Genomic DNA, 13,654 nt, shown 5'->3' with positions numbered 1-13,654 from the left:
TGTTATATTGAATATGTCTAAGTAAAAGTAAATGAAGCGTTTACTAAAGAAAAAGCTATGGATAAATTAATTTGTAAAAATTTTACAGAATTTAGAACTCATCAGGGTAAATCATTGCCAATAGGGCAGTGGCTTATCGTTACACAAGAGATGATTAATGCTTTTGCAGAAGCTACGCAGGATTTTCAATGGGTGCATGTGGATCAAGAACGTATCAAAAAAGAATCACCTTTCAGAAAACCTATCGCACACGGATTTCTGTCGATTTCATTACTATCTAAAATGTTGATGGATCTTATCCAGATAGAAAGTTTTGCGATGGGAGTTAATTATGGGTTGAATAAAGTGCGGTTTCCGCATCCGGTTTTAGTTGATAGTAGATTACGATTACATAGCAGTATCCAGATGATTGAAGCCTATGATGAAAACGGGCTAAAAATCACCTGGGACTGCTCTGTTGAGATAGAAGGTATTAATAAACCTGCTTGTGTCGCAGAATTTGTTTCTTTAATGTTTGAGAAATAATTTTTAGATCGAACATTTATACTTTTAATTTTATATGCTAACTTTTAATAAATTTTAGCGTTTGATTATTATCAAGTTTAATCAGGTATATTCCCTTTGAATAGTTTTGAATGTTAATTCTTTTATTTTTATAGATAATACCATCTTCTATTTTATTGCCCAGTAGATTATAGATTTCATATTTCTCGTTAGTTGTTATGCCAGAGATAGATATTACATCATTAGATGGATTAGGGAACAATTCTAATTTCGTAACAGATCGAAATTCTTCTGTACTTAGTGTAGACCTTGTAAATTTATAAATAGTTCCATTTGGAATTACTCCATCTAAAAAAGTGTTGTCATCTACTGTTGAAAGAATAACTGTTGGATTAATAGGATTACCAGATAAAAAAGTGGCATTCTCTTCAAGAACTTCTGTTCCAAAGTTATAAGAAGGAATTAATGCAATTAAAGAACCGGCCTCTCCATCAAACGATTCATCTGGGTTAGATATAGAGTTAGGTCCAAAATGAATTTCTATATCATTGGAACCTTCAAATAACCACATCTGAAAATTTGTAAAATCTGTAGAGATTCCATCTACAAAAATGTCTGAATGGAAACCTACATTATTCCATTCAATTTTTAAGATTCTATTTCCGACAGAGCCTTCTACTAAGTAGGAGATGTTTGATAAAGATCCCGTGGTGGCATTCTCATTATTAAAGTCATAACCTCTATCGGCAATATCGGCTCCATAAGGAATCAATACAGGTAAGGTTCCAGTTTCATTAGGATTGGTAGTTAATCCAGCTCCAAAGCCCCAGTCATCTATGTAAATTTGATTTATTGTAATGTCAAAATATTCGAAATCAAATCCAATAGGAATTGCAAACTCGGGATCGTCCCACGGTGCTGTATTGTTTAAAGATGTGCTACTGGTTAAGTTAATATACGCAGCTGTAGATGTACTTAATTCATAAGATTGAGAGTTGACAAAGAATGATAACCCACAAATAATTGCCGTAAATATTTTTTTTGTGTTCATAATTGAATAACTAATGATTTGTATTCAAAAATAAGATCACTATTTTACTAAACCATTCAGTTGTGCTCGAACCGCAAGATATTGTGGATGAATATTCACTAATTAAGGGGTAAAGGTAAATTAGTTTAACGAATATGATGTAATCATTTTTCTTTTCTCCTCAAAGTAATTATTGGTTGAATATTTCCTGTTTTATTTCACAATACCTTCTTTTATTTCTTCTCCATGTGCATTTAATTGTTTGTCCAAAAAATATAAACCGTTCATCGCTTCTTCATAAATTATTTCTGCAACACCATCTTCATTTTCGGTTAGATCGCCATTTTCATTGTAATATTTGACACTGCTTATAAGACTGGAAATTGCCCTAGTGTACTCATATTGGGCAATTCCGTCTTCATCTTTTTTAAGAGTAAGATCAATTCCATAAGTACTTTCCTTAATTAACAAATCAGAATCGTCATACACATATGCCACTTTGTGATATCCATGAGGTCCCGTTGTTGGCTGACCTTTTTTATTGAAATATTCGTGAGAAGTTAGATAACTAGCAACATTAAAGGTCTGCTTTTCATAAAAAACACCATTTTCGTCTTCTGTTGGAACATCGTATTTGTTATAATTCTTATAACCTATATACCGTTGTTGATCATCATAAAGGTATTCAGTAGCGCTTATCCCATTTTTATTGGATGCTCTTTTGTTTTTGGAATTGTAGTATGTTTCCCGTATTATTTTTCCATATTGATTATAAGTATAACGGGTAGTACTTACTCCTTTGATTAGTTGGTTTCTTATGTCAAATTCTTTTACTAGAGAATCCTTGCCAATGGTATTGTAATAGTATTTTGTTTTGAAAACCCCATCTAATAAAGCTGGTTTCATATTTTTATCATAATTGGTACGCTCTATTAGAAGGTTGTTGTTATTATAGGTAAATATATTATGCGTAATATTTTGACTGGCATTAGTTAATTCATCTTCTGTTTTGTAGTAAGTAGTTTTGGTCTTGTTATTTTTGCTATCATATTCCCAACGTGTAATTGTTATATCGAAGCTATAAGGTTTTAAAACATTCATTGAATCTAATCTTCTTTCCTCAATAAGATTTCCTCTTTTGTCATAGGTGTATTTGTGTATTTCAACTCCATCTGCTGACGTAGCGAAACATTCTTTATCGTCTAGAAATAGTTCTCGGATTACTTCTGCATTGTTATTAAGATTTTGTTTTATAATTGCATATCCAAAATCGTTTTTAAAAATTGTATTGTAAGCATCTATATTTAAAACATTACGAACCGAATCATTAATGTATTCATATTTACTAGCACCATTTCGATTGTTATCAAAAGCTAATACATAACCTTCATAGTATTTAGCAGCAAATTTAATCCTGTTTTTATGGTCGTAATCCCATACTTGTGCGAAATAATCATCATTTCCTATAACAGGTAATTCTGATGCGTTATATCTTTTAATAGAAGTATAATTATCCTTTAAATCATAGGAATATTTATAAATACTAATCCCGTCTTTATTTTCAATTTGATCTCCATTTTCATCAAGATTAACAAATTTGATCAGATTACCTCTTTCATCATATGTATAATGAAGATTGTATTCTGTTAAATGAGTGGCGAAACTACCATTTTTATCATAAAGTCTTGTTCTTTTAGTTTTATGATAATCGTCTAAAATATAATCATAAATTGAGATGTAATCTTTGTCATTCATTGGTTTGCCTTTGGAGTTAAAACTAGAAATTTTAATGGTCCTTCCTTGTTCGTCGAACTCTCTTTTCTCATGAAAAACTCTATCACTGTTGTTAGTTTGCTGCCCGTTTATATCATAGTAGGAAGAATATCTATTTTTTGTTTTTGAATCATATTTCCATAAAATTTTGTGTAAAGATTTATATTCAATAGGATCACCATCTGCATTAAAGTACGAGATGGTCATATCGTTATTGATATTCCAAACTGTTTTAGAAATGGATCTGTTAAGTATAGTATTCCGTGTTAAGTTTTTATTGTAATAATGCATCTCAGACGTAGAATCTGTAGAATTAATTATTTTAGTAATAGCGGTTTTAAAAACCCCACCATTAGTGAGCTCCCCGTTTTTATAATAGCTAATGATAACTTCATCATTATCATTACGCTCAACTTTATAGCATTCTCCATATTTATGGTCGTCTTTACTTATTGGATATGAAGTCAGTATTTTGTGGTCAAGCGTGTGATAAATATGTTTGTAATATTCTGTGCTTCGTTTAGTGAAGTTATAGTAACTATAAATATTTGGGTTTTTGTAATAAGCCGTTTGACGTAGTAAATCATCAATTTTAAGTTCCCAATATCGTTGTTTTTTTTGGTTTATATTATGTTCTGAAACTTCATCATACTCTATTTGCATTTTTGCTCTTTCCTGATCGTATCTATCGTACAAATCTTGAAGAGTAGATGTCGACATGTTTTCCTCTCCTTTCTGAATAATTTGTTTACGCAATAAACGAGCGTGATATTCTGTGATATTAAAATGATATTGTTCGTGTTTTAATAATTGAGGATCAAACACAGAATCTTTTAATCTCTCTGATTGGTTAGGATCCATAAATGCATATATTAATGGAGTGTCTTCATTAATCTTATTTGGGCAGTATATCTCCGAAAAAATTGCGGCATCAAATTTATCATCAATGTGTTCTACTTCCTGAAAATCTAACCAGTTTACCGGTTGATCGGACCATGTAACTATATTAATCAGCTCCACTTTGTTTGAATAACCGACTATTAAAATTAAAAGAAATAATACTAGAGAAGTGCAGAGGTAGTATTTAGTTTTCATATTCAAATTCCTCCTTTCTTTTCTTAAAAATTGATTTGTATATTATAAATGGAAGATAGGTAATACCAAGTATTACTATTGCTAAGAAAATGGCATACGATATATCTTCTAATTGAAATGATGTGTAATTAAAAGTAAGATTATATATGTAAATGCTTATCGATAGTATTACGGAATAGGTTAATCTTTGTCTAAATAAATAAAGATTAAATTTTGGCAAAGGGCCTTTGTTATTTGCAAATATCAATAATAAGAAGAAACACATGAAGACAGAAAGGAATATACATAAAAATCTAAAAAACTCCTTTTCTATATAATTGTTAAAAAGTTGAATAAGTAATGTGTTTAATAAAACAAAGCTCAGTATTTCACTTAGTATATCGATATTTGATTTTCCCGGAGGTAATAGTATCCTCAATTTAAATGGTTCTCGTTTAGCGATTGGGGTATCAATTTCTTTAGGATTGTAACCATATTTATTACCTCCGTGATTTCCTTCTCCGAAGAGCATCAAAATCCCATAAAAAGGAATCAACTGAAAAAAACCACTATTGCCTAGGTCATGACAACGCTTAGCGCCTTGCGCCAGTAAAAACCAGTATGAAGGCATAATCATTAATATAATTAAAGATTCTGTTTCTGGTATGATTTCGGTGACAACTCCTACCAAAAAAAAGGATACCATAAATATTATGTAGCTTAGACCATATTCCAGCCGACGTATCCTTCCTGAGAAGGAAAAAGGATTTTTGAACATATTTCTAGGACTTAAGTGATTTTATTTATCGAATTACAATTAATGTTTAATGTATGTGTCCTAACTATATGAAATGTTACCTATCAATACTAAATTTTTACTAGTTTTATCTCTATATATAATGATTTACTATAAAGTTATATATAATTAATTATAATGGTACTGTCTATAAATGATTATAGGAAGCCAAACATTAATAATATACAGCTAGTTGTAAAAAGGGCTTTATTTTAATAATATATTTAAATCATGCAACATCAGGAATTTTTTTTTGAATATATAAAATACAAACTCTTCGGACAGTATTGGTTACCTAAAGATTGTAAAGCAATAACCTTACTAGTACACGGTATGGGAGAACATTCTTCTAGATATACTGATTATGTTATTCCCGAATTGCTAAAGGAACACATAAGAGTTATTACTTATGATAATTTTGGTCATGGAAAGAGTAGTGGTAAGAGAGGACATTGCTCAAGTTATGATGACTTAATGAAGGTTATTGATATTGTGCGTATTAAAGCTAATAAGATTACAAGCGATGTTCCAGTTTTTCTATATGGTCACAGTATGGGAGGAAACCTAGTGATTAATTATATCATAAGAAACAATCCTAAGATTACCGGAGCAATTTTGACTAGCCCGTTTTTACGTTTATCATTTGAACCGCCTGTTTGGAAAATGATAATGGGTAAAATATTTCAAAAAATTGCGCCTTCCGTAACATTACCTTCTGGGTTAGATGTACAAGCAATCTCTAGAGTAACAAAAGAAGTAGAGAAATATAAAAATGATCCTTTAGTACATGATAAGATAAGCCCTAATTTCTCTTTACCTATAATAAAAGCAGGTGAGTGGGCTATCACTATGGTTTCTCAATTAAGAATTCCCATTTTGTTAATGCACGGAACTGCCGATCAAATAACTAGTTACACTACTAGCAAAGAATTTGCAATGAAAACAGACCTTGTTGATTTTGTTTCCTTTGATGATGGGTATCATGAACTCCATAATGATCTGGAAAAAGAAAAATTTATCTCCATTATCACTACGTGGATTCATGAAAGGGTTTAAGGTTTTGATTTATAGTTGTTTGCACTTTGTTTTTGTAGGTGTTTTCATACCTTAATATTATTGCTCTGGTGTTAATTTTTGATTACTTTTATTAGCGATAGAAATAAGTTTTGCCAAATACAACCAACTTATATATAAAAACAAAAAAAAGCATTATGAGTGAAGTAACAGACGCCAAAAGAAAAAAGACATCGGTACTTGATATTCTACCAGAACAACAAATTGGTAGTAATAATTGTTGGGCTGCAGCTTTATCCATGGCATTACAAAGTTATAGATTACATATGCCTGAAAAAAAACTGGATGAAATGTTCGAAGCTAATAGCCAAGGCTTAGATTTATTCACCTTACAACCGCAAATATCTAAGCATTTCTCATATATTGATACAGAGTATAGAAGCTTAATTTTTGGAAATGACCCTAAATTGACCTTTAAAGAACTACAAGGTCGAATTGATAGAGATCAACCTATCCTTATTGGGACTCAGAATTACAATAATTTTGCAGCACATGCATTGTTGATTATTGGATATACTGATGATGATACGGTTTTAATAATAGATCCTTGGGTAGGAGCGATGAAAGAGATAGAGTATGAAGAATTAGGAAATTATTGGGTAGAAACCATTGTTTTTGATAAGTAGTTATTTTTTAATGAGTTAGCCTTGTTGCTATCTAATGAGTCTTATTTTATTTAAGCTTTAGTGTATGGGATGGTGAAGTAGAAAATCGTACCTAAGTCTTTTTTGCTTTCTAACCATATTTTACCACCTAACATTTCGCTATAGGCTTTGGCAATAGATAAACCTATGCCAGCTCCTTCTATAGCGTAGTTGTTTTCAATATCTGCTTGTACAAAACGTTCGAAAATAGCTTTTTGCCGATCTTTAGCAATACCCATGCCAGTATCTTTTACATAAAATTGTAAGAACTCATCTTTTACTTCATAGCCAAACGAAATAGAGCCTTCAGGAGTGTATTTAAGAGCATTCTTTACAAGATTAGTAAGTATAGCATTAAATTTTTCTTTATCGGTTTTAATAAGAGTGTCATCATTCGGTAAGCCATTGCTGAAAGACAATTGTAACTCTTTTCGATCTGCTTCTGGTTTAAAGAATTGATATAAATAGGTTACTTGTTCATTAATGTCTACTTCAGAAAGAAAAACTTTTACCTGTCCGGACTCTATTTTGGAGATATCAATAATATCTCTGATAATATTGAGCATACGTGCACCGCTTTCTTCGATCAAACTAATATACAGTTGTTGTTCGTCTCCTGTAAGTATAGGTTCTTTGAGCAACTCTGCAAAACCCAATATACCGTTCATAGGAGTACGGATTTCGTGACTCATATTTGCTAAAAAGGCAGACTTAAGCCGATCACTTTCTTCGGCTTTATCTTTCATTTTATTTAATTCTATTTCATAAAGCTTTAATTCAGTAATATCTGTAGTGGTACCTACATAACCAATCACTTCTTTTTTATCATTATATTCTGGAATCGCTTGTCCTAAAACCCATTTAATAGTACCGTCAGGACGAAGAAATCTATATTCTGCATGAGAAGAGTCTCTTCTTTCGGCATCATCATACCAACCTAATTTTAGTTTCTTCTTATCTTCAGGATGAACCGCTTTGAGCCAGCCATCGTCCATTGCTTCTTGCTGTGATAAACCAGAAATTTTGCACCATTTTTCATTTACAAAAGTAGTCTTGCCATTAGCTTTGGTCATAAATATACCAACTGGAGATATATCTGTCAGTGTTTGATATCGACTTTCACTAAGTTGGATAACCTTCTCTGCCTCTTCAAATTTTTGTCGGTAGGTAAGAGAATGGTACACATCTTTAAATGTAGAATAGCTGTTTTCTGATACTTCTTTTTGAAAATATTTTATATAGATAGTAAACAATATTCCGTAGTAAAAACTCATCACTATTTTGGATGATAATCCAGAAACTAAAATACTGGATATGTTACCAGTATTCCAAAACCCTATCACACTAAACAATATAGCATCAAAGGAAAGGATTACAAGCATTGTTAGAAATATCCTCAAGAATAAAGACTGGATGTATTTTGAAATGTATTCAAAGATAAAAATGATCAAAATTGAATCTATAAAAAGGAGCGTAGTACCATAAACTAAAAGAATAACATTTGTATTAAAAAAGTCTGATAACATCGTAAATGATACTTGATGCATATTAGAATCTTCTAAATTAATTCCAAAAAGCAGTAAAAGAATTACAATTGTTAGATTGGCAATTACCAACGCATAGATCAGTCTTCTTGTTAATAAAGCATCTTCTTTAATATAAAATATAAGTACAGAGAAAAGAGTGACAGAGAATAGGACAGAGGAGCCGGGAGATACTGTAATACCATCATATACTTCAAAGTACATAGTAGTAGCTGTAAATACCTGAATAAACTGAAATATACCTAATGTAGTAAATAGCAATCCGTTACCGGTAACTTTTCGAAAGTGAAATAAGGTTAAGACTAAAAAGGAAACAACGAATCCTTGTAAAAGAAAAACTGATATTTGATAAAAATTAATTGTCTCCATAAAACATAATTAATCACCTTTATTTTTCGACAGATAAAGAAATAGTCTTTTTAATAATGAAAGCCCGAAAGATGATCAATGTGAATAATTCCCTAAGGGAAAATTGATTGTATACGTATTTTTCGAAGATACAAAAGTAATTAGATTTTAGTTACTGAAAAAGCTTATGTTTTCTAAGGGTAATATTATCCTATTGTTAGGATGTTTATTCGGTTTTATATTTTGGTAATTTTTCGTATCCAAAAAATAATAAATAGTAAGGTGATAATTGAAAGGAGTAAGCCAGACTCATAGTGCGCTTGAATTTAATGCTGCTAACAAGAAGGTAGTTATAGCTGTCCCATAAGTACCAGACAATAATCCAATATCGTCAAAGAAAGCATGAATGTAAATAAGTGCTAGAACAATTTTTTTCTATTGTAGCTATTGAGAATTAGCTTATCAGGGATAAATACTATTATAGTAATGATGTCATTAAGAAGGGATGAATTTCATGATATAGTAAGCTAATCTAGCACTTAATCTAGCGGTACAATTATCTATGTCGTATTTTGGATTTAGTTCTACGATATCTGTACTAATCAATTTACCTGATTTGCAGATTTGTTCAATAACGGCCATAGCAATATCTGAAGAAAAACCAAATGGAGAAGGGGCACTAACTCCAGGAGCATAGGCAGAAGAGAAGCCGTCCAGATCAATAGTTAGATACACAAGATCTAACGGAGCTATGAATCTATTTATAATAGTAAATACATGTTTTTTGTTTTCGAATGTGAAATCAGTATTCTTGATATATTGCACTTTGAGTTCATTGGCAGTTTTGAATAATTCTTTGTTATTTGATTCTTCTTGAATTCCCAAGCAGAGATAATTGAAACGATCGTTCTCTTTTGCTATTTGATAAAAAGGAGTTCCCGAGTTCCCTTCAGTTTTTATCTTTCTTAAATCAAAATGTGCATCAAGATTGATAATTCCGATAGTGGTGTTTGGTTTATGCTTTTTTATTCCGTTATAATGTGCATATGCTAAATCATGACTTCCTCCAAATATAATTGTAAAATATTTATTATTAAGTAGTTGTGATATTTTATCTAAAGTGTAGCTTTGAGTTTGTTCTAAATCATTTTTATTACAAAAAATGTTTCCAGTGTCAATAATCTGAACTTCATTATTAAGGTGGTTAGATAGTGATCCCATCATTTTTCTGATGGTGTCCGGAGCTAATGCTGAGCCAATTCTTCCTGAATTCCTTCGAACTCCTTCGTCACAAGCATATCCTAACAAGGCAAAAGTTGTATTCTTATTTTTAGGTAGTTCATCATTTTCTAAATCAATACAAGTAACTTTTTCATGAAGATATAATTGATCATTAGATATCCGTCCTGTCCAAATGTTTACGTCTGTTTTTTTGTAAATGCTCATATGCTGAAATAATGCTTGTGTGTAAAATATTATACAGGTGTATTTTTTATCAAAATAAATTGTCTAAAATTTTGTTGTCTAGAATATTAGGAATGGTTACTTTAAGCTTTGGTGTACGTTTCATTTCTCTTTTAATAGCGAATAATGCCTCTTTATTTCTAGCCCAACTTCTGCGGGATATACCGTTATTTACATCATAAAATAGCATATTTTTTAGACGTTTAGATGCCTCCTTTGACCCGTCGAGTAATAATCCGAATCCCCCATTGATTACTTCACCCCATCCAACACCACCGCCATTATGGATAGATATCCAGGTTGCGCCCCTGAAACTATCGCCGATCACATTATGGATTGCCATATCTGCTGTAAATTTACTACCATCATAAATATTACTAGTTTCGCGATAAGGAGAATCTGTTCCACTTACATCATGATGATCTCTCCCTAATACAACAGGAGCCGATATATCACTTGATTTAATGGCTTTATTAAACGCTTCAGCAATCTTTGTTCTTCCTTCTGTGTCTGCGTATAGAATTCTTGCTTGAGAGCCTACAACGAGCTTATTTTGCTTTGCTTCATTAATCCATGTAATATTGTCCTGCATTTGTTGCTGAATTTCTTCTGGAGCTGTTGTTTTGATTTCTTGCATCACCTTTATTGCAATTTGATCAGTTTTTTCTAAGTCTTCAGGATTACCAGAAGTGCATACCCATCTAAATGGCCCAAAACCGTAATCAAAGCACATGGGTCCAAGAATATCTTGTACATATGATGGATATCTAAAATCAATTCCGTTTTCTGCCATAACATCTGCTCCTGCTCGGGATGCCTCTAAAAGAAACGCATTTCCATAATCAAAGAAGTAAGTCCCTTTTGCAGTGTGCTTATTGATAATAGTAGCGTGTCTTCTTAGTGATTCTTGAATCTTTGTTTTGAAAGTGTCAGGATCATTTGTTATCATTTTATTTGATTCCTCGTAACTCATACCAGCCGGATAATATCCACCAGACCAGGGATTATGTAATGATGTTTGATCAGATCCCAAGTGTATATAAATATTTTCATCATAAAAACGTTCCCAAACATCTACAATATTTCCTTTATAAGCAATAGAAACTACTTCTGCATTCTGAGTTGCTTCTTGAACTCTTTTAACCAGGGTCTCTAAGTTGTCTATAATTTCATCTACCCATCCTTGCTCATAACGTTTTTGTGCGGCATTCGAGTTTATTTCTGCACAAACAGTGATACATTTTGCAATATTACCTGCTTTGGGTTGTGCACCGCTCATTCCTCCTAAACCTGCTGTGAGAAATATTTTACCCGCACTATCTTCTCCTGGTTTTAATGTTTTTCTAAAAGCATTCATTACCGTTATAGTAGTTCCATGGACAATACCTTGTGGGCCAATATACATATAACTTCCTGCTGTCATTTGCCCATATTGAGTAACACCTAATGCATTATATTTCTCCCAATCATCCGGTTTAGAATAATTTGGAATCATCATTCCATTTGTTACAACTACCCTAGGAGCTTCTTTTGATGATGGGAACAACCCCATAGGATGACCAGAATACATGTGTAATGTTTGTTCTTCCGTCATGGTTGCAAGATAATGCATCGTAAGTAGATATTGAGCCCAGTTCTGAAAGACCGCTCCGTTTCCACCATAGGTTATTAATTCATATGGATGTTGAGCGACTGCAGGATCTAAGTTGTTTTGTATCATTAACATAATACCTGCTGCTTGTAATGTTTTAGCTGGGTATCCATCAATGGGTCTAGCATATATTTTATAGTCAGGTATAAACCGATACATATAAATTCGACCATATTCATTAAGTTCTCCAAGAAATTCTTTCGCTAGTTCTTCATGCCAATTTGTTGGAAAATATCGCAAAGCATTTTTTAGTGCAAGTTTCTTTTCGTTGATAGATAGTATTTGCTTGCGTTTAGGTGCTCTGCTTATCTTTAGACTAAGATCTTTTTTAGCTGGAAGTGTTTTTGGAATACCTGTTATGATTTGTTCTTTGAAAGTCATTTTGTTTTTGAATTTTCAGGTTTTAAAGTTTCTACAGCGTTTTGTTTTTGAAACATTACTCTTTGCTTGGTACTTTTTTACTCTTAATTGTTAGTATTTATACTGAGTGTTATGAAGGGTTTATTATTGCTTATATACGACATCTCCTCGTTTCCATACTTGTGAAGGAGTTAATTTGCCTTGATGGTATAGTATTTCATTAAAATTGTTGGTAGAAAAAAGACAAAAATCCGCAAGCATTCTTGGTGCTAGTCTGCCGCGATCCTCTAATTTTAAGGCGGCTGCGGCTCTCGATGTAATTCCGGTTAATACTTCTGCATTACTAAGCTTCTGAAAAGTTCCTAAAATACAAGCTTGTGTCAATAAATCTCCCATCGGAGCGGATCCTGGATTCCAATCACTAGCAATTGCTAGAGCGCCTCCTGCATCTAGAATCTTTCTTGCAGGAGTAAAATCACACCCTAAACCTATGGAGGCTCCTGGTAGTGCAACGGATATGACATCACTTTCTGCAAGCATCGTAATTTCGTTATCTGTACTGGCTTCTAGATGATCAGCACTTACTGCATTTACTTTTACTGCTATCTCACTACCGCCTGCAGTAAACTGATCTGCATGCACGGTAATATCAAATCCCATTTCTGTAGCTTTCTTGAAATAAGGTGCTATGTCTTCTTTAGAAAAGGCACTTTGTTCCACAAAAGCATCAATTCTATTTGTTAGATTTTCTAATTTAATCTTTGGGAATAATGTAGACGCAATTTCATCTAAGTATTCCTGCTGACTCCCATCATAATCTTTTGGTAGCATATGAGCTGCCAAACAAGTAGAGACTAAATCAGATTCTAAATGTAAGTTGGCTTCTTTTATAGCACGTAACATTTTAAGCTCTTCCTGAGTAGAGAGTCCATAACCACTTTTGACTTCAATAGTAGTGATTCCGTTTTTAAGAAGATGATTGGCTCTTTTGATCACTCCATGGCATAGTTCTTCTTGACTAGCTGTTCTTGTGTTGGTTACAGTGTCCCAAATTCCACCACCTGCCTTTGCAATTTCCAGATATGATTTTCCGGAGTTACGCATTGCATAATCATTCGCTCTGGAGCCGGAGAAACAAATGTGAGTATGTGCGTCGATAAATCCGGGTAGGCATACGTACTCCGATTGTAGTTCTGTAATTTCCGCTTTAAGACTATTAGCAACTTCTTTTAGCTCTATGTAGTTTCCAATGGAGTGAATATGTTCTTCTTCAATTAGAATTCCTGCATTTAGAATTATGGGGAGCTGTTCATCCTTTAAAGCACCTTTTAATGGTAATCCATTCATAGATACGAGTTGCGTAATAGGACCAATAAGTTTGTACTTTGTCAT

Annotated in this window: 10 protein-coding genes; 3 read left to right on the top strand and 7 right to left on the bottom strand. The window is 32.5% G+C overall.

Going from position 1 to position 13,654, the window contains the following annotated elements:
* Positions 1 to 57 precede the first annotated feature (57 nt).
* On the top strand, positions 58 to 525 hold the full coding sequence (locus Q0921_RS04355; protein ID WP_299253820.1) for a MaoC family dehydratase: 468 nt from the start codon (positions 58 to 60) through the stop codon (positions 523 to 525).
* A 37-nt stretch (positions 526 to 562) separates the two neighbouring features.
* Here Q0921_RS04355 and Q0921_RS04350 read toward each other — a convergent pair whose 3' ends face one another.
* The 3 genes from Q0921_RS04350 to Q0921_RS04340 all read right to left on the bottom strand — a co-directional run bounded on the left by Q0921_RS04350 (position 563) and on the right by Q0921_RS04340 (position 5,159).
* The gene (locus tag Q0921_RS04350) at positions 563 to 1,555 is read right to left on the bottom strand and encodes a T9SS type A sorting domain-containing protein (protein WP_299253817.1); all 993 of its coding nucleotides are present in this window, start codon (positions 1,553 to 1,555) and stop codon (positions 563 to 565) included.
* A gap of 192 nt (positions 1,556 to 1,747) precedes the next feature.
* Positions 1,748 to 4,402 (bottom strand): hypothetical protein, encoded by a 2,655-nt coding sequence (locus tag Q0921_RS04345; RefSeq protein ID WP_299253814.1) that lies wholly within the window; start codon positions 4,400 to 4,402, stop codon positions 1,748 to 1,750.
* Entirely contained in the window at positions 4,392 to 5,159 is a 768-nt protein-coding gene (locus tag Q0921_RS04340) for a DUF805 domain-containing protein (protein WP_299253811.1), read from the bottom strand. Before Q0921_RS04340 ends, Q0921_RS04345 begins: the two co-directional genes overlap by 11 nt.
* Positions 5,160 to 5,408: 249 nt before the next feature.
* Between Q0921_RS04340 and Q0921_RS04335 the strand changes: the two genes are divergently transcribed.
* Complete coding sequence (locus Q0921_RS04335) at positions 5,409 to 6,233, top strand: alpha/beta hydrolase (protein ID WP_299253810.1); 825 nt, start codon at positions 5,409 to 5,411, stop codon at positions 6,231 to 6,233.
* 155 nt (positions 6,234 to 6,388) lie between these two features.
* A complete protein-coding gene (locus Q0921_RS04330) occupies positions 6,389 to 6,877 on the top strand; it encodes a papain-like cysteine protease family protein (protein ID WP_299253807.1) in 489 nt (162 codons plus the stop codon).
* Between the two features lie 50 nt (positions 6,878 to 6,927).
* Here the strand turns inward: Q0921_RS04330 and Q0921_RS04325 are convergent, their stop codons facing one another.
* The 4 genes from Q0921_RS04325 to hutI all read right to left on the bottom strand — a co-directional run bounded on the left by Q0921_RS04325 (position 6,928) and on the right by hutI (position 13,654).
* The gene (locus Q0921_RS04325) at positions 6,928 to 8,808 is read right to left on the bottom strand and encodes an ATP-binding protein (protein ID WP_299253804.1); all 1,881 of its coding nucleotides are present in this window, start codon (positions 8,806 to 8,808) and stop codon (positions 6,928 to 6,930) included.
* A gap of 474 nt (positions 8,809 to 9,282) precedes the next feature.
* Positions 9,283 to 10,233, bottom strand: a complete 951-nt coding sequence (hutG, locus tag Q0921_RS04320) for a formimidoylglutamase (RefSeq protein WP_299253801.1) — start codon at positions 10,231 to 10,233, stop codon at positions 9,283 to 9,285.
* Positions 10,234 to 10,282: 49 nt separating this feature from the next.
* Complete coding sequence (locus Q0921_RS04315; RefSeq protein ID WP_299253798.1) at positions 10,283 to 12,283, bottom strand: urocanate hydratase; 2,001 nt, start codon at positions 12,281 to 12,283, stop codon at positions 10,283 to 10,285.
* 123 nt (positions 12,284 to 12,406) lie between these two features.
* Entirely contained in the window at positions 12,407 to 13,654 is a 1,248-nt protein-coding gene (gene hutI / locus Q0921_RS04310) for an imidazolonepropionase (RefSeq protein ID WP_299253795.1), read from the bottom strand.

It is taken from the genome of uncultured Aquimarina sp., from assembly GCF_947496855.1.
Lineage (GTDB): Bacteria > Bacteroidota > Bacteroidia > Flavobacteriales > Flavobacteriaceae > Aquimarina.
This window is presented reverse-complemented; position numbering and strand designations above follow the sequence as displayed.

Bases quoted from the DNA above. Each gene is read 5' to 3' on its own strand.
- Q0921_RS04355 (WP_299253820.1), top strand. From the start codon at position 58: ATGGATAAATTAATTTGTAAAAATTTTACAGAATTTAGAACTCATCAG.
- Q0921_RS04350 (WP_299253817.1), bottom strand. From the start codon at position 1,555: ATGAACACAAAAAAAATATTTACGGCAATTATTTGTGGGTTATCATTC.
- Q0921_RS04345 (WP_299253814.1), bottom strand. From the start codon at position 4,402: ATGAAAACTAAATACTACCTCTGCACTTCTCTAGTATTATTTCTTTTA.
- Q0921_RS04340 (WP_299253811.1), bottom strand. From the start codon at position 5,159: ATGTTCAAAAATCCTTTTTCCTTCTCAGGAAGGATACGTCGGCTGGAA.
- Q0921_RS04335 (WP_299253810.1), top strand. From the start codon at position 5,409: ATGCAACATCAGGAATTTTTTTTTGAATATATAAAATACAAACTCTTC.
- Q0921_RS04330 (WP_299253807.1), top strand. From the start codon at position 6,389: ATGAGTGAAGTAACAGACGCCAAAAGAAAAAAGACATCGGTACTTGAT.
- Q0921_RS04325 (WP_299253804.1), bottom strand. From the start codon at position 8,808: ATGGAGACAATTAATTTTTATCAAATATCAGTTTTTCTTTTACAAGGA.
- hutG (WP_299253801.1), bottom strand. From the start codon at position 10,233: ATGAGCATTTACAAAAAAACAGACGTAAACATTTGGACAGGACGGATA.
- Q0921_RS04315 (WP_299253798.1), bottom strand. From the start codon at position 12,283: ATGACTTTCAAAGAACAAATCATAACAGGTATTCCAAAAACACTTCCA.
- hutI (WP_299253795.1), bottom strand. From the start codon at position 13,654: ATGACAAAGTACAAACTTATTGGTCCTATTACGCAACTCGTATCTATG.